Annotated in this window: 17 protein-coding genes; 15 read left to right on the forward strand and 2 right to left on the reverse strand. The window is 53.4% G+C overall.

Going from position 1 to position 19169, the window contains the following annotated elements; all coding sequences use genetic code 11:
* Positions 1 to 339: 339 nt before the first annotated feature.
* Positions 340 to 1668 (forward strand): phosphotransferase family protein, encoded by a 1329-nt coding sequence (locus ACUN9V_RS04015; RefSeq protein WP_445510422.1) that lies wholly within the window; start codon positions 340 to 342, stop codon positions 1666 to 1668.
* 85 nt (positions 1669 to 1753) lie between these two features.
* On the opposite strand, the gene ACUN9V_RS04020 is transcribed toward ACUN9V_RS04015, so the two are convergent.
* A complete protein-coding gene (locus ACUN9V_RS04020; RefSeq protein ID WP_445510423.1) occupies positions 1754 to 2044 on the reverse strand; it encodes a HigA family addiction module antitoxin in 291 nt (96 codons plus the stop codon).
* Positions 2045 to 2054: 10 nt separating this feature from the next.
* Positions 2055 to 2333 carry a type II toxin-antitoxin system RelE/ParE family toxin gene (locus ACUN9V_RS04025; protein ID WP_445510424.1) on the reverse strand — a complete coding sequence of 93 codons (279 nt, stop codon included), beginning with the start codon at positions 2331 to 2333 and terminating at the stop codon, positions 2055 to 2057.
* 212 nt (positions 2334 to 2545) lie between these two features.
* Here ACUN9V_RS04025 and ACUN9V_RS04030 point away from each other — a divergent pair, with 212 nt between their 5' ends.
* The 14 genes from ACUN9V_RS04030 (at position 2546) to ACUN9V_RS04095 (ending at position 19157) form a co-directional block, all read left to right on the forward strand.
* Positions 2546 to 2779 (forward strand): hypothetical protein, encoded by a 234-nt coding sequence (locus ACUN9V_RS04030; RefSeq protein ID WP_445510425.1) that lies wholly within the window; start codon positions 2546 to 2548, stop codon positions 2777 to 2779.
* Between the two features lie 355 nt (positions 2780 to 3134).
* Positions 3135 to 4898 (forward strand): SLC13 family permease, encoded by a 1764-nt coding sequence (locus ACUN9V_RS04035; RefSeq protein WP_445510426.1) that lies wholly within the window; start codon positions 3135 to 3137, stop codon positions 4896 to 4898.
* An 83-nt stretch (positions 4899 to 4981) separates the two neighbouring features.
* A complete protein-coding gene (cysQ, locus tag ACUN9V_RS04040) occupies positions 4982 to 5803 on the forward strand; it encodes a 3'(2'),5'-bisphosphate nucleotidase CysQ (RefSeq protein WP_445510427.1) in 822 nt (273 codons plus the stop codon).
* Between the two features lie 293 nt (positions 5804 to 6096).
* Positions 6097 to 9045: a glycosyltransferase gene (locus ACUN9V_RS04045; protein WP_445510428.1), complete on the forward strand. Its 2949-nt coding sequence runs from the start codon at positions 6097 to 6099 to the stop codon at positions 9043 to 9045.
* A 374-nt stretch (positions 9046 to 9419) separates the two neighbouring features.
* The gene (locus ACUN9V_RS04050) at positions 9420 to 10772 is read left to right on the forward strand and encodes a glycosyltransferase family 2 protein (protein ID WP_445510429.1); all 1353 of its coding nucleotides are present in this window, start codon (positions 9420 to 9422) and stop codon (positions 10770 to 10772) included.
* A 485-nt stretch (positions 10773 to 11257) separates the two neighbouring features.
* Positions 11258 to 11638, forward strand: a complete 381-nt coding sequence (locus tag ACUN9V_RS04055; protein WP_445510430.1) for a VapC toxin family PIN domain ribonuclease — start codon at positions 11258 to 11260, stop codon at positions 11636 to 11638.
* Positions 11639 to 11656: 18 nt separating this feature from the next.
* Complete coding sequence (locus tag ACUN9V_RS04060; RefSeq protein ID WP_445510431.1) at positions 11657 to 11851, forward strand: hypothetical protein; 195 nt, start codon at positions 11657 to 11659, stop codon at positions 11849 to 11851.
* A gap of 459 nt (positions 11852 to 12310) precedes the next feature.
* A complete protein-coding gene (locus ACUN9V_RS04065) occupies positions 12311 to 12655 on the forward strand; it encodes a DVU3141 family protein (RefSeq protein WP_445510703.1) in 345 nt (114 codons plus the stop codon).
* Between the two features lie 116 nt (positions 12656 to 12771).
* Positions 12772 to 14529 carry a polysaccharide biosynthesis/export family protein gene (locus ACUN9V_RS04070; protein WP_445510432.1) on the forward strand — a complete coding sequence of 586 codons (1758 nt, stop codon included), beginning with the start codon at positions 12772 to 12774 and terminating at the stop codon, positions 14527 to 14529.
* Positions 14530 to 14670: 141 nt separating this feature from the next.
* Entirely contained in the window at positions 14671 to 15513 is an 843-nt protein-coding gene (locus ACUN9V_RS04075) for an ABC transporter permease (protein ID WP_445510433.1), read from the forward strand.
* Positions 15514 to 15533: 20 nt separating this feature from the next.
* Entirely contained in the window at positions 15534 to 16199 is a 666-nt protein-coding gene (locus ACUN9V_RS04080) for an ABC transporter ATP-binding protein (protein WP_445510434.1), read from the forward strand.
* Between the two features lie 8 nt (positions 16200 to 16207).
* Positions 16208 to 17335 (forward strand): chain-length determining protein, encoded by a 1128-nt coding sequence (locus tag ACUN9V_RS04085; protein ID WP_445510435.1) that lies wholly within the window; start codon positions 16208 to 16210, stop codon positions 17333 to 17335.
* 43 nt (positions 17336 to 17378) lie between these two features.
* Entirely contained in the window at positions 17379 to 18209 is an 831-nt protein-coding gene (locus ACUN9V_RS04090; RefSeq protein ID WP_445510436.1) for a glycosyltransferase, read from the forward strand.
* Between the two features lie 24 nt (positions 18210 to 18233).
* Entirely contained in the window at positions 18234 to 19157 is a 924-nt protein-coding gene (locus ACUN9V_RS04095; RefSeq protein ID WP_445510437.1) for a glycosyltransferase, read from the forward strand.
* Positions 19158 to 19169: the final 12 nt, after the last annotated feature.

Consider the following 19169-nt stretch of genomic DNA (forward strand, 5'->3'; position numbering starts at 1 on the left):
TGACCTCCCTGTTGTTTATTTAATACTCGTTCAATATCCGCCCGGATTCAGTGCTGATTGGATAAATGCCGTGTTTTTCTGTGGCTAAATCGTCAATGATTGTGGGGTTTGCGTAAGCTGCCGGGCGCCAGTCCGTATCTACGCCTTTTACTTCTAATCGCCTCCCGCCAATCGACGGCGTTCGACCGTTTTCGAATGTATTAATGGACTTATGTTGCCCAGGCGTTTTCTCGCCGCAGTAAGACGTTACGAACCCGCTCGAGCGGCTGACGTACTATTCATCGGGCGCTGAATAACAACAAACTGACGTTTAGGTCGCGACGCGGCCGGGGAGCGTTCATGCCGGGGTTCGTCGACGAAGTCACTCCGCAGTTCGTTAGAGGCTGGTACGTGGCCGATAACCGAGAGCCCGTCGAGCGGGGTGTGATCATTTCGGTTAACGGTGAAGTGCGCTACTGCGCGCTGTGTCAGGAGGCGCGGCCCGATGTGGTCGAAGCGGGTATCACGACCCGCCTCGAAGTCGGCTTTCGGGCGCCGCTCGCGTTGCAGATCGGCGATCTCGTCCGCGTGCGGGCGTTGGACAGCGGCCGGCTGCTGGGCAGCGGATTGGCGGTCGTGATGCCGGAATCCGCGCCGGACGGCTGGCTTTCGGCGATGTCTTACGGCGATCTTCCGGCGTTCCGCCCATTTTTGCAGCCGCTGGCGGCCAGTCTCGACGTTCAAGCGTTTAGGCCGTTGTTCGGGCATCGAGGCAACTTGTCGGCGGTGGGTGTTCGAACGCTGAGGACCTGTTATGTCATCCATCGCGCTCGCCCGCACCACCATGCCGCGTGGCTGGAACGGCTCCATCGTTGCGTGCTCGAGCCCCATGCCGTCGGTGCGCCGTTATTGGAAGCGGTTATCCGACGAGGAGAGTCCGCCAGTCTGATGGTCGAGCATATCGAGGGCCAGACGCTGGGCCCGTTTGTCGCGTCGTCTGTCGCTACGTCCAGCGACGGGGCAGATGACCCAGGCAATCGACCTGATGTCGCATCGACGGCGAGCAACGAGCAGGCGTATCGCGACACCATCGCCTCGGTCATTGCGTTATCGCGCGTCGGTTGGCCCGATGAAATGCGGAGAAGTAAGAGCGATCATATGACCGGCGCTGACATGACCAGCGCAGACACGACCAGCCCTGGGAGTGTCGGCGCTGGCCGAGAGGCAGACCGCCGAGGGCGCCATGCCCTGAGAAGAATGGTCAGAGACGTCTGTCTTTCCGCGTTGAACCAAGGGCGTTGGCTCGAGTTGGCGCTGCTACTGCGAATGGCAAGAATCCTTTACCGTTTACCCCGCGTCGTCTCCCATGGCGATCTTCATCCTCAGAACGTGCTGATCGAAACGCATACCGGCCGGCCGGTGTTCATCGACTGGGATCACGCCGGCATGCTGCCGCCGGGCCTCGATCTTGCTCGATTGCTGCTGAGTGTGCCGCCCGCGCTGGCGGAGCGCTGGATCGGTGATGATCGGGAACGCCGACTGGGATGGCTGATCATGACCTATGTCGCGCAGTCGCAGCGACAGCCTGACTTCCATGCGACCGATGCCGGCGTCTATCTGCGTCGGCGCTTTCGCGAACTCGCCAGTCATGCGGGACTCAATCCCGAGATGACCTCACCGGTTCGGTAAAACCTCGGCTTGCGCTGAGCGGAGTTGCAAAAAGAAGTATGCGAAGAGGACGCGAATTTAGCGATTGATTGGTCTCAATCTACCTTCATGCCAGGTCGGCGAAGCGCTCGATGGTTGGTTGGGCGCGGTGTTCGGCCTGCCATAAGTCGTAATCGCCTTGCACAGCCAGCCAGGTACGCGCCCGACCGATACCGGCCCGCTCCAGGCGAACGGCCAGGTCGGGACTAATCGGCGCCCGTCCGTGAAGAATCCGCGACAAGGTTTCCCGCGCTAGCCCCAGGCGACGAGCCATTTCCGTCACGCTGATATCCAGCGCTGGCAACACGTCTTCGCGCAGCGTCTCACCGGGGTGCGGGGGGTTGTGCATGTAAGTCATGTGCCACCTCCTAGTGATAGTCTAGGTAATTGACCAGCTCGACGTCCGGCCCAGTGAAACGGAAGATAATCCGCCAGTTGCCGCTTACCGTGATTGACCAGAACCCATTCTGTTCGCCCTTCAACGGATGCAACCGCCAGCCTGGCAGGTTAACCGCTTCTGGGTCTTCTGCGCGGTCGAGCATCGCAAGAATGCGCCCCAGTCGCTTAGCGTGATCGGAGCGGATCCCCTTGGTAGTGCCTGTTTCGAAGAAAGCGCGCAGACCTTTATGTCGGAAGCTGATGATCATGCTTGGAGTGTGATGTATTGCATCACGGATGGCAAGCCTTTACTTCACTCGGTAATCGTACCCGGCCCCAACAAGTCTATCTGTGTAATCCACAAGAGTTCGATGGAGCCTCACCAACCAGATATTCTGGACACCCGCAGCGGCGGCTCGGTGTTTGTTGCTAGAATAGCGCAGCAGAAGTTTGAATTCGGATTTATGAGCAGGTGACAACCATGCGTGCGATTGAGTTTGAAGTTGATATTCGAGATGGCGTGGTAAGAATTCCAGACGAGTATGCCCACTTGATGAACAGGCATGCCAGAATCGTCGTGCTCTATGGCGCTTCGGCCGAGGAGGATGGCGTCGCCCGGCAGCGGGAAGGTATCGATTTTTCAGGTGTCAAAGCCCCTTCACTGACCGCTCACGACGGAGTCGAGTATCAAAGGAGCCAGAGGGATGAATGGTAGCTATCTGCTATATACCAATGTCTTCATCAATGCCATTCGGGGTCAGCTTCAGTCACCAGCCGCTTAATGAATTTGACGCGCCGCTTATTAAGTCTATGCGGTCATCACGGAGCTTGAGCTCCTTCGCATCCACCCCTCGCTATCGTCCCGCCAGTTCGCTCATCTCATTGATCTCGTCATATCCTTCCTGAAACTAGCCATCGTCTTCCTGAGAAAAGCCGCACTGGTAGCCGCCATGGCTGGCGGCTTAAAATGCGACCAACGTGGAATGCGGCGGGGTTGTCGTCGACCGTTTTTCGATTACCGGATTCAGACGCTGTAACTCGGTGCAGCCCAGGCATGGAGTGGGAGGAATATGGGTATCGATGCCTGGTTGAGTATCACCACGGTCGTGGCCGTACTCGCTACGCTCGTGTTCACGCGAATCGCGCCGGACGCTATCCTGGTCGGCGCGATGGCATTTCTGATCTTTGCCGATGTGTTGACGCCGGAAGAAGCGCTGGCCGGCTTCGCCAACACCGGCGTGATGACCATCGCGGCACTTTACGTCGTTGCCGCCGCGCTCAAGGAGACCGGCGCGATCAAATGGATCGCGGCGATGCTGCTCGGCCAACCCTCGACCCTGCGTCGGGCGCAGTGGCGCGTCATGCTGCCAGCCTCCATTCTGAGTGCGTTCATGAACAATACCACCGTGGTGGCGATGTTCATTCCCGCCATCCAGGACTGGTCGAATCGCCTGCGGCTACCGCCTTCCAAACTGCTGTTGCCGCTCAGCTACATTTCCATTCTGGGCGGTACCTGCACCCTGATCGGCACCAGTACCAACCTGGTCATCGACGGCCTGCTGCAGAGCCGGCAGGGCGTGTCGCTGGGCATGTTCGAGCTGACCTGGATCGGGCTGCCGATCCTGATCGTCGGCGGGGGCTTTATCCTGATCTTCGCCAAATGGCTGCTGCCCCAGCGCGACGGCACTCACGAGCAGCTCGATCAGATTCGCGAGTACAGCGTCGAGGTGGCTGTCGAATCGGGCGGGCCGCTGGCGGGCAAAACGATCGCCGACGCCGGCCTGCGTAACCTGCAGTTCGGGTATCTGGCCGATATTGAGCGCGGCGATGAGCTGCTGACGGCGGTACCGCCGGACACCAGACTGCGCGACGGCGATACCCTGGTATTCATCGGCACCCCGGAGTGCGCCCGCGAGCTGCGCGAAATTCGAGGGCTGAGCCCCGCCAACGGCAACGTTCAGAAGTTGCAGGTGGCGCGGCATCGGCGCTGTCTGGTCGAAGCGGTCGTCAGCCCGGATTTCGTGGGGATCGGGCAGACGGTGCGGGAGTCGCGGTTTCGCTCGCGTTTCCAGGCCGTGATCCTGTCGATTTCCCGCCACGGGCTGCGGCTGAACGGCAAAGTCGGGGACGTCGAATTTCAGGTCGGCGATACGCTGCTGCTGGAAACCGGGCAGGAGTTCGTCGAGCAGTATCGCTACCGCAAGGATTTCCTGCTGGTCAGCCAGCTCAACGACTCGACGCCGCCGAACTTTCAGAAAGCACCGCTCTCGCTGGGCATCCTCGGCGTGATGGTCGTGCTCAGCGCCACCAATCTGCTGTCCATTCTCGAGGCCGCGTTTCTCGCCGCCGGGGCATTGTTAATGACCGGCTGCCTGACCATGGGCAAGGCGCGGCGCTACATCGATCTATCCGTGCTGATCGTGATCGCCGCGTCGTTCTCGCTCGGCGCCGCGATGACCCAGTCGGGCGCGGCGCAGACCATCGCCGAGCGGGTCGTCGCGCATATCGATTCCCCGTGGCTGGCGCTGGCGTTCGTCTATTTGATGACGGTACTGTTTACCGAGATGATTACCAACAACGCGGCGGCGGTGCTGATGTTCCCCATCGCGATCGCGGTTTCGCAGCAGCTGGGCGTGGATTTCATGCCGTTCGTGATCGCCATCACCATCGCGGCCTCGGCCAGCTTCATGACCGCGCTGGGCTACCAGACCAACCTGATGGTCATGGGCCCGGGCGGCTACCGTATGCATGACTATCTCAAGCTGGGCTTTCCCGTGAGCGTCCTGGTGGGGATCACCTCACTGTTATTGATACCGCGAATCTGGCCGTTCTAGCGCCCTGTACTGAGGAGAGTACCGAGGGGAGTGCAGAAGGGGCGAGCCACACCCACACTCACACCCACACCAGGAGCTCGCGCATGACGATCGATGAACCGCTCAGGCGAGAACTGATCCGCGGCGTGCTCGACGCTGGCCAACGCGTGCTGCAGATCTACGCTCAGGATTTCAGCGTCGAGACCAAGGCCGACGATAGTCCGCTGACCCAGGCAGACATGGCCTCCCACCACGCGCTGAGCGATCTTCTCCAGCGCCTGACGCCCGAGGTCCCGATTCTCTCGGAAGAGAGCGCCCCCATCGCCTACGAGACCCGCCGGCAGTGGTCGTGCTACTGGCTGATCGACCCGCTGGACGGCACCAAGGAATTCGTCAGAAGAAACGGCGAGTTCACGCTCAACGTCGCGCTGATCGACAACGGCGTTCCCGTGTTCGGTATCGTCCACGCCCCGGTCCTCGACGTGACCTGGTGGGGCGATGCCGAGCAGGGCGCCTACAAGATATCGACCGAAGGCGAACGGGCGATCCACGTTCGTAAGCTGCCGGCGGCCGATGAGCGGCCCTGGCGAATCGTTGGCAGCCGTCTGCATGGCGTCGGCGCGTTCGATATCTTCTGCGACCAGTTGCCCAGCCACGAGCGCGTCTCCATGGGCAGCTCGCTCAAACTCTGTCTGGTAGCGGAAGGCGCGGCCGACCTCTACCCGCGGCTCGCGCCAACGTGCGAGTGGGATACCGCCGCTGCGCAGGCCGTGGTCACCGCCGCCGGCGGCTACGTGCTCGACGCCGAAACCCTCCAGCCCCTTCGCTGCAATCAGCAGGACAGCACCCTCAACCCGTTTTTCATCGTCTGCGGGCAGCGCCACGAACGGTGGATCGAGGCTTTGAAAGCGGCGCTTCGCGGTTGACGTGAAGCGTGGCAGTTTTCGGTCGCCATTGAAGTCCTTGTCATTTGAAAACCACTTTTCCAATTATCGAGTAGATATTGGCTATTTTTGCTAGCCGCGATTTAACCGCGCATGACTTTACTGTTTGAGTTATTCGATAACTTGGTATGAGACTAGGTGTGAGATTACCGTTGTTATACGCATGGCTGAACTAATACTCCACCGATATGACTACAAAAATGATTTTGTGATTTCTTGTTAGCTGTTGGCGACAAATGTAATATTTTCGTGTTCGGCTTGGCGTGAGCCGATGAATGAAGATATTTCGTGAAGCTTCGTGCCTTAACGCGTTTGACGATAAATCACAGAATGGCAGCCTAAGCATGAACAAATTAGAAGGTTTGAGCGTACAAGCATCGAACGACGGTGAAGCTAACGATAAAAAGAGTTCATGCCTTGAGCTGGCGCACGATTTAAATCGTCAGAATAGCAAGCCGCAAAAGACATCGTCTGCCGAAAATGTTAAGGGGACAGTTAAAGCACTTTACAAGCATCTGTTTTTGAATCGATGCAAATCGACGAAGATGCGAGTTCAACCTTATAATCAGTTGATGCAAGCCAAGGGTGCGAAAAAAAACCGGTGGCAATCACTTGGCGAGGACCCCTATTTCATACTGTTTCCGACACGTCCTACGGTATTGGAACTGGGCGGCTGGTTTCGACTTGAATATGATTTCAAATGCCAGGAAACGGTAGTTCAACAAATTTATATCGATTATGGTGCGGGTTATCTGCCCGATGTGGCGATTACCTATACGCTGGAAAAAGATCAGCGGGTATTGATACCGTTATTTTTGCCGGTTTCCACTCGGGGTGTCCGGTTGGATCCGATGACCTCCGCTGTCGGTTTTCAAATCGACGATATAATGTTGAGGAAAATAGAGGAGCCCGTTTCGAGCGATAAAATCAATGCGTATCTGCAAACGATCGATCATTCTTCTTTCTTTTTGAGTGCCATGGGGCAAGTGACTCGCTGCCTCGAGGACGGCTATCATTGGAAATCCCTAGGTATCGATCCTTGCTTTTTTGCCAACCTGAAAGAACCGGGTGCCATTGCCGCCGGATGGTATATTGTTGAATTTTGTATCGAGAGCGAATGGGGCCAAGGAGACGCCAAGCTCTATTTTGATACAGGCGACGGATATAATGAAAAGGACTCCGTTATCGTGCCGTTTGAAAACCATAGCACAGCCGTACGGGCGGTATGGATTGACGGCGAAGTCACTGACTTTCGCTTTGACCCCCAAGAGGTGAAAGGCAGGTTTAGTATTCATGGTTTGGAAATGAAGGCCCTAGTCGAGGGACAAGCAATTGATATTATGTTGGCTCGAGTGATGGAGTGTCATACTGACTTTGCAGGACTCACCCAAAGCCAGGCGAAAGCTGCTATCGGTAATAAGGCGGTGGCGTCGCCGGATCGAGCATGGGTCGAATGCTTGCTTGCGCTCTATGATGAAACGTTCGTACTGAAAAGCGACATTGCCAACCAGCGACTCGAATACCAGGATTGGATCGAACGGATCGAGAATAAGAAATGGCCCGCGCTCGATAAAGTTCAGAGCTTCATAAGGCCATCCAACCGCTTGCCAAATATTTCTATTATCGTGCCTGTCTATAATACTTCTCGAAAACTGTTGGAGGCATGCATTGAGTCGGTGCTGGCGCAATCTTATCCCTACTGGGATCTTTGTATCGCCGATGACGCCTCTACATTGGGTTATATTAAAGAGCTGTTATTGAATTATGAAATGCGCGATGAGCGAGTGAAAGTTGTTTTTCGCGAAGAAAATGGTCATATTTCTAAAGCGTCGAATAGTGCGTTAAGTGTTGCTCAGGGTGAATATATAGCTCTGCTCGATCATGACGATGTTCTCTCTCCCCACGCTTTGTATTTTATGGCCACGGCGATCTGCGAAAATCCCAATGCTGCCGTTCTCTATAGTGATGAGGATAAGATCGACGGAGAGGGTAACCGTTTTGAACCTCATTTCAAATGCGATTGGAATTTGGATCTATTTCTATCTCAAAATTATATTTCTCATCTTGGCGTCTACAAAAAATCACTCATCGATAATATTGGCGGCTTCCGAGAGGGCGTAGAAGGAGCCCAAGATCAGGATCTTCTTTTGCGCTGTTTGCGATTAGTGAACCAAGACCATATCGTCCATATACCCCATGTTCTTTATCATTGGCGTGCGCTGGAAGGGTCGACAGCCTTAGCGACGGAAGCAAAAGACTACACCGCAACCGCCGGTATCAAGGCATTGCAAAGCTATATCGAAGAACAGGTTCCGTTGCAAGGAACCGTCTCTCCGGGGCTAGCGCCAAACACCTATCGTATTCAGTGGGCGTTGCCGGCAGCCGAGCCTCTCGTCAGCTTATTGATGCCCACGCGTGACCAGCGAGCGCTGACTGAGCTAGCGATTCGTAGCATTCTGGATAAAACGGTCTACCAGAATTATGAGATCATTATTCTGGATAATGGCAGCGTCGAACCAGAAACCCTTGATTTTTTCGAATCGATACAAAGAGAAGATCAGCGCGTTAAAGTCGTTCAATATGACCAGCCGTTTAATTATTCCGCTATTAATAATTTTGGAGCGAAACAGGCTGCTGGTGAATTTTTGGGTTTGATCAATAATGACGTGGAAGTCATTTCCCCTGAATGGCTAACAGAAATGGTGAGCCAAGCCGCAAGGCCTGAAGTAGGCTGCGTGGGAGCTAAGTTATATTACAGCAACGATACGATTCAGCATGCTGGCGTTATCGTGGGATTGGGCGGGGTCGCAGGTCATTCGCATAAGCATTTTCCTCGAGACGCTGCTGGCTATTTCAATCGATTGAAGTTGGTACAAACCTTGTCGGCAGTGACAGCAGCCTGTCTGGTCCTGCGTCGCGAGGTGTACGAGGAGGTCGGCGGGTTAAATGAAGAAGATCTCAAAGTGGCTTTCAATGATGTGGATTTCTGCCTGAGAGTTCGTGATGCAGGATACCGTAATATCTGGACGCCCTATGCGGAGTTGTATCATCATGAGTCCGTCAGTCGGGGCCACGAGGACACGCCAGATAAAATAGCGCGTTTTGCTAAAGAAATAGAGTATATGAAAGAGCGGTGGGGGGAAAGTTTGAACAGCGACCCCAGTTATAGCTTGCATTTGACGCGAGTTAGAGAGGACTTTTCCATTGGCGGGCTGAACGCGTAGCAAAATTGTCATCCTGGTCGATGATCGTTAGGCACTTTAGTATTTTGGAAGCTTCGAATGATGAGTGGTCCCAGACAGATAAGTCTCCTATCAGCGGCGTAATTTTCGCGAAGCGAGAACGGCGGGCCATATCGACGTCGATGCGGCAACGGAACTGGCCCCGGTCTCACGGCTACCTCGGCAATGCTGCCGATGTCGCTAGGGCAGGCCATCTAGTCTGGACTGACGACGCATGGGTATGCGGCAGTGCGGAGTGCTCGGTATGGGAGGGCACTTGGACGAAGTCCAGATTACAGTGTCAGTCTTGCCAGAGGTTATGTAGGTTTTGTAATAGCGTACTTTGTTAATAAGTGCTGAGAGCCGTTGGGGGTGGGATGAATTACTCGGTTAAATTGTGCGCAATTGCAAAAGATGAAGCGGCATATATTCCTGAATGGATATTCCATCATCTTTATTTTGGCTTTTCTAAAATAGAAATCCATTTGAATGGGACGACAGATAATGGCCGGTGTTTAATTGATGTTTTTCGGCACGTTGAATCAGTTGATATAATGGATTCTCAGGTAGATCTGGAATATTGTATTGGCGAAGATTTGCCGTTCCAGTCTTATATTTATAATAAGTCCATAGAGCTGGAAAGAGGGCGGAGTGAAGGGGCAGCCACTCATGTTATGTTCTTGGACCTAGACGAATTTTGGATTCCAAGAAATTTCGAAACCGGTATTGTAAATGCCATTTATGAAAATGGAGAAAAATCGTCGCTTTCATTTCTTTGGTATTGGAATGTTCCTTCTAGGGAAAAGTCACCTTTTTCTAACGCATTTGATTCTGAAAATTTAGTTCAAGCCAATAGGCACGTAAAATCGCTTGTCAATGTTCGGGCTGATATTTTGAGGTATGTCGTTCATAACGCCCTTCTTCGTAATGAAGACTATTGGTTGGAAAATGGTCAGCGATTCCAGCTGGGGGAACCTGCAGATGAGCACTTTTTGATCAGGAGAGATGTTTTCGAATCACGGTACCTGAATTCTATACCTCCCTATTTTATTTACCACTGTCTTTACCGCAGCGAGATGGAATATGTGTCATCGTTGTCTCGCGGTCGAGCGCATGCAAAAGACAATAGGCCTATTAAAGTTAATAGGTTTGGGTTTGTTCCCTATCCTAACGTGCCGACCTTGAATTTTTCTATAGGCAAGGAAAAACTAAAACGGTATTGCAAGCGATACGAAGAATTTTTAGAACAAATCGAACTGAAGGGCGTTGTAGAAGAATCTCGGCTGTTTGTTAGTAATAGATTTAGTGAGGTCAGCAATCTTGTTGGCTCAAACCCTGAGGTTTTAGAAACTTATGCTGCTATGTTTTCTGGTACTTCATTGGCCTATGCCGGCAAAAAGAACGCTCTTAAGGTTTGCGTCGATAATGCGCATGTAAATAAAGAGCGTCAGTGTATGGTGATTACTGGATGGGGGTATAATGTAGACACAAGCGAATTCGATTTGAACTTAAGTCTTAAGCTGGAAGGTAAAACTTATCCGGTTGATAAGACCTTTGTTAAGAGGATTAATCGCAAGGATGTCCAAATTGCTTATGCTAAAGCCCCCCTGAGCGCTGGCTTCGAAATGACATTTTTTTCTTCGGATCAGGACCTCCTTCATTCTATAAAAGAAAAAGGCTCATTGGTGTTTTCAGACGCACTGCTCTCAAAAGAGGTGCGGTTGAGCTAAGCGTGGCCGCAATTTTTTTAGACTTTTTATAAGCGCTCCAGCATCCAATCTTCAGGTAACCAGTATCGGTCAACTGGTGCCTTCCACGAACGAGAACATAGATCCCGAGCCACACCAAACTCTGCTTGAGAAGACGGCAGCTAGGTCGGGATCGCTTTCCTATCTGCCACATCGTGGCGTGTCACAGGCTCGGCCTTTGCCTGCCTTGCTCGATATCGAATTTGTGGCGGCATCATATTTGATGCATGATGGCATCAAATATGATGCGAGGGCCTAGCGGTGCGAACGACTGTCACTATCGATGATGCTCTGTATGAGCAAGCGTTGGAGTTTGCTGAGCCGGGTATGGACAAACCATCGGACCTCTTTCGTGAGGCCGTGAAGACTTATGTACGGGTACAGGCGGCCCGTCGCCTTGCTGCCTTGGGTGGCACCGCTCCTGAGATGCCAGACATACCACGCCGTCGCGGGGAGCCCGAGGCGCAATGAATGTGCTCATCGATACTTCGGTATGGGTGGATCATTTCAGGAAGCGAAACGACACTCTGGTCGGGTTGATCGAAAAAGATCTGGTATTGAATCATCCAATGGTCCTGGCGGACCTGACTTGTGGAACACCTCCTGAACCACGTGCTCAAACGCTGCAGAACATTGGTCTTCTAAGATCCTGCTATCAGGCTAGCTTGCACGGGGTGATGGGTTTCATCGAGCGCGAAAAGCTGTATGGCCTTGGGTGCGGTTTGGTCGATATGTGCTTGCTTACCTCTACACTCATCATGCCCGGTATACAGCTGTGGACGCTCGACAAGCGTCTTGCCGATATGGCGGAGAGGTTCGGCGTAGCCTATCAGGTGCCAGTGCTTTGACGCTCGGAGCCGCCAAGCTTGCAGGCTCAAGTGGCCTGCGTCATCGACATCGGCGAGTTCGACGTCCAAGACGCCGCTAATGGCGTCACTTTCAATCCCAATCCCAACCCCAACCCCAACCCCAACCCCAACCCCAACCCCAACCCCAACCCCAGTCGCCTACGCGCCATCGCTTTAGCGCTCGCAGCACTCCTCGCAACACCGTCGCAGTAATCCTCGTGATACGCCCCCACCGCCGTCGAAATGGATACTCTCGCTTTGATTTGTAAGAGATTTGCCATGGTTGGCTGAATAAAGTCATGTTCTAATAGTTACCTAAATTAACGCTGTCTATACACCCCCTCCTAGAGATGCACCATTTTGGTTGTAGGCAAGCTGCTGCTGGCACCATACAATCGTAGGGTTATCAGGCAACGGATTGAGACTACTTTTCAGCTCGCTTGATGATCGCATCAGTCAGGGTGTGATGGATGAGATTTCTCAACCACTCTGGCGACTCGCGGATCGCGCGGGGGTAGATCGATCCACCGGCAGTGGCCCCCGAGGGGGAGCCACTGTCGGTTTTCCAGTTTTCGTCCATCAGGTTGAACAGACAACATGCCAAACGTTTTCAACGGGGTGTCCGCCGGTTGCGGTCGGCTAGGAAGGTGGTTAGCGGTGGGGGCCTTGGCCGTGACCTTCGCGGGCTGCGCTTCCCAGAGCCACTACGGTGGCGACAATGTCGGCACCATGGAGGGCGGCGCCGCTCTCGGCCCCGAGATATCCAGCTTTCTAGACAACGCCACCCCCGGCAGCATCACGACTTTCCCCAAGAGCCCGTGGGGCTCTAACGTTTCCGTCATCGTTCAGGAACGCTACTTCGCCGCCAGTGGCCGGCTCTGTGCGCACCTGGATGTCGCAAGAGACGGTGCGCCCGCGAGCGCCAACCGCGCCCAGGTAGCATGTCTCGTGAAAGATAGTGGCTGGTACGCCCAGCGCTTGGTCACGCAGATGTTGGTCAATCCCAGCACTCCGTAACAAAAATCCCTGCTTGAGCGTCTGCGCTCGCGTGTATCGTTTTCGAACAGCCAGATCGTTTGTCGAACCGCTGGAAAGCAGGCCTTGAGCCGCGCGAATACAACAGGAAGTTTCGCATGAAACATGCAGCATCGTTTTTCCGGGCCGGGTGCCTGGTGGCGGTAGCGTGCCTGAACGTCAGTTTGGCCAACGCGCAATCTTTCGGATCCGGCAGCATCGTCCCGCAGGACCAACAGGCCCAGTCGATGACCTCCCAGGTTCAGGGGAGCGACGGTCAGCAGTCCCAGCAGCAGGCGGGCCAGCAGGCGGTCGACGATCAGCCGCGAGCCAACTGGAACAGCTCGAATTACGGTCCGATCGATCCCAACTCAAGCCAGGTCGACCCCAACACTTTGCCGCCGTTCGGGGCCAACCTGTTCACCGGTGGTTTCCGCGGCGTCATGGCCGACGGTCTCAACCCCGGTTACACCATCAAGCCCGGCGACCAGATCAATCTGCGCGTTTGGGGCGGCACCGAGATGCAGAGCGTGCTGACGGTGGATTCCCAAGGCAACATCTTCCTGCCGGGCATCGGACCGCTCAACGTCCAGGGCACGACCAACAGCGGGCTCAACTCGCGAGTCACCTCGGCGATCAAGTCGGTCTATCCGGAAAACGTCGAGGTCTACACCAACCTCCAGGGCGTGCAGCCGGTGGGCGTGTTCGTCACCGGTTACGTCAAGAATCCCGGCCGCTATTCCGGTACGCCCAGCGATTCGATGCTCTACTTCCTCGATCAGGCCGGCGGCATCGACCAGGCGCTGGGCAGCTACCGTCAGATCGTGGTCAAGCGGGGCGGCCGCACGGTCGACACCATCGACCTCTATGACTTCCTGATCAACGGCGAGATGCCGCATCCACAGTTCCGTGACGGCGACACCATCGTGGTCGAAGAGCGCGGACCGGCCGTGGCGGTCGTCGGCGATGTCGAGCGCCCGTTCCGTTACGAACTGGCGGGTGAAACCCTGACCGGTGGCGATGTCAGCAATCTGGCCCGGCTGCGCGCCGGCGTCTCTCACGTGCTACTGCGCGGTGATCGCCCCGACGGGCCAATGGCACGTTACCTGACGCTCGATGAATTCCGCACCGCCACCATCGAACGCGGCGATGAAGTGCTATTCAGTGCCGACAAGCGTAGCGAGAGCATCGTGGTGCAGGTCGAAGGCAGCTTCTACGGGCCTTCACGTTATGTGCTGCCGCGTGACGCCCACCTGGGCGAGTTCTTGAACGCGATCAGCGTACCCAAGAACATGACCAGCTATCAGGACGTTTCGATCCGGCGCGAGAGCGTGGCCGAACAGCAGGAAGAATCACTCAACGAAAGCCTGGACCGGCTCGAGCAGACCTACTTGGGCTATCCGGCGAGGACAACCGGGGAAGGCGAGATTCAGGTACGCCAGGCCGAACTGATCGAGAAGTTTGTGCAGAAGGCTCGCCAGACTGAACCGACCGGCCGTCTGGTCGTCGCTCGCGGCGACAACATCGCCGATATCCGCCTGCAGGACGGCGACGTCGTCACCATTCCGGAAAGCTCGGATTCCGTACTGCTGAGCGGCGAAGTCACCATCCCGCAGGCGATGGTCTACACCCCCGGCATGAACGCGGAAGACTATATTCGACAGGCCGGTGGCATGACACCGCGTGCGGACGACGACCAGGTGTTGGTCGTGCATCGCAACGGTGCCGTGATTCGCGCCGGCGATACCGACGTTCGCGCTGGCGACGAGATCATGGTGCTGCCGGCGGCACCGACCAGCAATATCGAACTGGCCACCAGCATCACCCAGATCCTCTACCAGGTTGCGGTGGCGACCAAGGTCGCGCTGGATCTTTAATCGTAATCGGCTGTACCCAGGCCCCGCTTATGGCGGGGCTTTCTTTTAGTTCTCTCTATTTCGACTCTTTCTACTTTAGCGTTTACGAGAGAGTCATTTTTTAGAGGAAAAGTTATTTGAATCACCTACTGAGGCAAAGTCATGAGTGACATGACTCACCCTTCTCAGCATCAACCCTCCCAGCATCAGCCCATGGAACACCAACCCCGCAGCGCGCTGCGCGTCACGTGGGATGTCTGGTCGGCAATGACGTTGCGCGAATTCATCGCTCGCACCACGGCGGACCGCATGGCCTGGTTCTGGATGATCTTCGAGCCGCTGGCCACCATCGGCCTGATGATTTTCATCCGCACCTATATTCGAAGCTCGAGACATATTTCGGGGGCCGAGTTCATTCCTTGGATGATAGTGGGTTTGATGGGATTCTATATTTTTCGCGCTTGTATGATGGCGCCGATAGGAGCGATCGATGCCAACAAGGGGTTGTTTACCTATCGGCAGATTACTCCAGTTGACTCCGTCCTAGTGCGCTGCTATGTCGAGGGCATGCTGAGAAGTTTTATTTTCCTGGCGTTCATCCTGATCGCGATGCTGTTCAAGATCGATATGACGGCCTATCACGCCGTGGGTGTATTGATGGATTGGCTCTCGTTATGGGCCTTGGGTTCGGGCCTTGGAGTTCTGTTCTCGGTCGTGTGCGGTTTGGTGCCGGAAGTGGGCAAGATCATCAGGTTGATATCATTCCCGCTATTGATTCTTTCCGGCGTTATCTTTCCAGTTACCTACTTCCCCCATCAGGCGCAGGAATACATGCTCTACAACCCGATCCTGCATGGGTTGGAAAGCATGCGGATGAACTACTTCCAGTATTACCATTCCATCGAAGGCATCGATATGACCTACGTCTGGTACTGGGCGCTGACCAGCATGACGTTGGGTTTGATGATGCATATCCGCTTCGCACCGCGCCTCAAGATGCGCTAATCGGCGGAGCCCGAAACGACATGATCGAAATTCGTAATCTGTATAAGCGTTACCACGGACCGTTTGGCGGCAACTGGGTACTCAAGGATATCAACCTGACGTTCCCGACCAATGTGAGTGTCGGCCTGATCGGCCGCAACGGGGCGGGCAAGTCGACCTTGCTGCGCTTGATCGGCGGCATGGATTTTCCCGATAAGGGCGTGATCGACCGCAAGGCTCGCGTTTCCTGGCCGATCGGCCTCGCGGGCGGCTTCAAGGGCAGCATGACCGGGCGCCAGAACGTCAAGTTCGTCGCTCGCATCCATGGGGTCAGGAAAGACATTCATCAGTTGATCCAGCGAGTGCAGGATTTCGCCGAGATCGGCAAATCCTTCGATGAGCCCGTCAGTACCTATTCCTCCGGCATGCGTTCGAGGCTGGCATTTGGCCTTTCGCTAGCGTTTGACTTCGATGTCTACCTATCGGACGAAGCCACGGCGGTGGGGGATAGAGCGTTCAAGCAGAAAGCCAAGGATGCGTTCAACGAACGGGTCAACTCCGCCAGCCTGATCATGGTCTCTCACGGTGAAGGTATTTTGAGGGATCTATGCCAGGCCGGCGTCCTACTCGAAGATGGGCACGCCACCTGGTTCGACGATATCAACGATGCCATCGAGCATTACCACAACACCTCGGGTAAGAAGTAAGCCTTCCTATGACGCAAACAGCTACCACGGCCAGCGCGCCGCATCGATGGTTGGATTTCGCCAAGCGCCAGATCCACTGGACTCTCTGTATCGTCCTGATTCTGCTCGTCAGCTTTTATTGGGCGATCTGGGCTTCTGACCGTTACGTTTCTCATGCTCACGTGATCCTGGAAAGTCCGCAGATATCCACGCCCGAACTCAGCTTCAGCTCGATCCTCTCTGGCGGTGGCGGTACGAACTCGGCGGATATGCTGTTGCTACGAGACTACATGCTTTCCACCGATATGCTGCACTTCCTGGAGAAGAATGCGGACTTCCGTGAGCACTATGCCAATAATGGCGATTTCTTCAGCCAGCTAGGTGACGAAAACGCACCGACGGAAAAGCTGCTGAAATACTTCCAGAGTATGGTTTCTGTCGAGCTGGATGAATATGCCGGTGTGCTAAGAGTTGACGTGAACGCCTTCACGCCGGAAGAAGCCAACAAGATCGCCAAGCTGATGTTGCAGCAAGGCGAGCGCCATATGAACGAGATGGGTCAGCGCCTCGCGCAAGAGCAAGTCAAATTTCTGGAAGAGCAGGTGGGTGTACTCGAAAAGCGCTTCGAAGAAACCCGGCAGGACCTGCTCGAGTTCGAGAACGAGAATGGCCTGGCTTCGCCGACCGCGACGGTTCAGAGCCTGGGCACCGTCGTCGCCAAGCTGGAAGGCGAGCTCGCCAGCCTAAAAGCACAACGCGCTGCCATGGGCAGTTACCAGAGCAAGACCTCATCTCAGATGGTCCAGGTGCAAAGCCAGATCAGTGCACTACAGAGCCAGATCGAAGAAGAGAAAGGCCGCCTCGCGGCGCAGTCCGGTGACGCGCTCAACGCGGTTTCCAGCAAGTACCAGACGCTGCAGCTACGCGCGCAATTCGCACAGGAAGCCTACTCCGGCACCTTGGCGGCCCTGGAAAATACCCGTGTCGAGGCCGCGCGTCAGTTAAAGCAGCTATCGGTACTGCAGTCGCCGACGATGCCGGAGTACCCAGAAAAGCCTGAACGATTCTATATGATTGCGGTGTTTTCTGTTATTGCGCTATTCGTAACACTGATCATTAATATGCTGATCTTGATCGTTAAAGATCATAAGGATTGATTGCTAGTGTTTTGGTGTGAAGTTGATTTTTGGAGAGGCTGTTATGAAAGACTTTAATGTGGTTGGGATAACTAGGTTTAATATAGTTACGAAAGAATCTAGAAGTTGGTTTCATGGGACACGAAATCTTTCTCTTGAAGAAGCGGAAAATAAAGCCTTTGAATATCATTCGATGAAGCATCGGGTTGATTTGCTTAGCTCTTTTGCTCTTAATACATACCAGCATCTGAATTCTGCAAGCGACACATCTTATGGCGTTGTCGTTATTTCCGATAACATGCCGAAAGAGTGGAAAGAGAGGGTGTATGATTTGGTTTCTGTAGTTAATAATGTTGAAATACTTGAAATTCCTGTTGAGTCACAATTTAAAAGTGAGGTATCAAAATACGTAATCTCAAGATTTTCTGGTCGTAAAGTGTTTAGTTATAGGCTAGATGATGATGATGTGCTTTGCGGTGATTACGTGGAAAAAATCCACGAATTATTTAAAGATGCAAGGCACAAACAGGTGATCTGTTTTTCTGACGGTTACCAAATGACACGATACGGAGAGAATGATTTCAGAATAGTAGACAGGAATTGGCCAAATATAGGGCTTGGTATGGGCGTTTTTAACCTTAAAGACGATGGCGAAACTATATTGCATATGGGTAGTCATGGAGATATGGAGAAAAGGCACGATTTTATATCAATTCAAGGTGGGCATCATTGGATCAGAACGTTACATTCAAGCAACGATTCTAAAACAAATAGAATGAAGTCTCCGGCGTTAACGTTGCTTGAGGCAGAAAAAGTTTTGAAAGATAGGTTTCCGCATATTGATCGTTACGTTTTAGAGTCAATGTCAATACGTGACCGCGATCTAGTTACCTAAGGCTAAGACGATTGAGGTGGAATTGTGGCAATAATTAATTTTGCTAATAATAACCCTGAGCTTTTTCCCGAGAAAGTCGTAGATCACGATGAAGGTAGTTACTGTATAGCCTTTGCGTTTGACTATGGCTATTTAAATTGTTTTAAAACAATGATAGCCAGTTTAGCAAGAAATGGAGCATTTTTAAAAAATCAAGTAGTTGTTTACACCGATGACCCTTTAGTTTTAGAGGATTCGTTTGTTAAGTTTGTTGCTGATAAGTTAATTCTTGTCAAAGGGGAAAAGAAAAATATTCTGTACGATTTAGCAGAAAATAACGTAAGGCGCCCCGAGAAAGCAGGTTGGAATAGAGGCACATTTTTAAAATGGGCAGCGTTTGAAGAGCAAGATGTTAAGAACTTGATTTTTTTTGATGTCGACATGATTTGCCTCCAGGAAATGTCTGGTCTTACAAAATTGAACGAGTCAGCGGACTTTTTATGCACTCCTCAGTTTCAAAGGAAACTATTTCCAGATGCAGATTCAGATAATCTGGCTAATTTGAAAAAGATGGTGCGTGGCAGCTATTGGGGGGCGCACAAATCTCGAGTTAATAGCGGTGTAATGATTCTACGGCAAGACCTTTTAAGAAACGATTTCTTTTACGATATCACTAAGTACGTCTCAGAGAGAAACGAGATACATGAGCAGGGTCATCTAAGTAGATTTTTTTCTGAAACAAATGATTTTAAAAGATTTATGCTGCCTGCAGCATATAACTTTCAGGAGATATACCTCAAGCTCCTTGACGACTCTCAGCAGCGCGAGGTTTTGTCTGGGATTAAAATGCTACATTACGCGGGAGGACAAAAACCATGGAAGTTCAAGCCAAATTATGATACCCGAATATCTTTCTTGCTATGGTTTTACTATTCATCTTGCGCAAGCGCTATCAATGTAGTCGGCTAGACTTGGGGTTCC

It is taken from the genome of Salinicola sp. V024 (assembly GCF_052645315.1).

What these genes read in the sequence shown, in the direction of transcription:
- ACUN9V_RS04015 (WP_445510422.1), top strand. Translation starts at nt 340, where the DNA reads ATGCCGGGGTTCGTCGACGAAGTCACTCCGCAGTTCGTTAGAGGCTGG.
- ACUN9V_RS04020 (WP_445510423.1), bottom strand. Translation starts at nt 2,044, where the DNA reads ATGACTTACATGCACAACCCCCCGCACCCCGGTGAGACGCTGCGCGAA.
- ACUN9V_RS04025 (WP_445510424.1), bottom strand. Translation starts at nt 2,333, where the DNA reads ATGATCATCAGCTTCCGACATAAAGGTCTGCGCGCTTTCTTCGAAACA.
- ACUN9V_RS04030 (WP_445510425.1), top strand. Translation starts at nt 2,546, where the DNA reads ATGCGTGCGATTGAGTTTGAAGTTGATATTCGAGATGGCGTGGTAAGA.
- ACUN9V_RS04035 (WP_445510426.1), top strand. Translation starts at nt 3,135, where the DNA reads ATGGGTATCGATGCCTGGTTGAGTATCACCACGGTCGTGGCCGTACTC.
- cysQ (WP_445510427.1), top strand. Translation starts at nt 4,982, where the DNA reads ATGACGATCGATGAACCGCTCAGGCGAGAACTGATCCGCGGCGTGCTC.
- ACUN9V_RS04045 (WP_445510428.1), top strand. Translation starts at nt 6,097, where the DNA reads ATGAAGATATTTCGTGAAGCTTCGTGCCTTAACGCGTTTGACGATAAA.
- ACUN9V_RS04050 (WP_445510429.1), top strand. Translation starts at nt 9,420, where the DNA reads ATGAATTACTCGGTTAAATTGTGCGCAATTGCAAAAGATGAAGCGGCA.
- ACUN9V_RS04055 (WP_445510430.1), top strand. Translation starts at nt 11,258, where the DNA reads ATGAATGTGCTCATCGATACTTCGGTATGGGTGGATCATTTCAGGAAG.
- ACUN9V_RS04070 (WP_445510432.1), top strand. Translation starts at nt 12,772, where the DNA reads ATGAAACATGCAGCATCGTTTTTCCGGGCCGGGTGCCTGGTGGCGGTA.
- ACUN9V_RS04075 (WP_445510433.1), top strand. Translation starts at nt 14,671, where the DNA reads ATGAGTGACATGACTCACCCTTCTCAGCATCAACCCTCCCAGCATCAG.
- ACUN9V_RS04080 (WP_445510434.1), top strand. Translation starts at nt 15,534, where the DNA reads ATGATCGAAATTCGTAATCTGTATAAGCGTTACCACGGACCGTTTGGC.
- ACUN9V_RS04085 (WP_445510435.1), top strand. Translation starts at nt 16,208, where the DNA reads ATGACGCAAACAGCTACCACGGCCAGCGCGCCGCATCGATGGTTGGAT.
- ACUN9V_RS04090 (WP_445510436.1), top strand. Translation starts at nt 17,379, where the DNA reads ATGAAAGACTTTAATGTGGTTGGGATAACTAGGTTTAATATAGTTACG.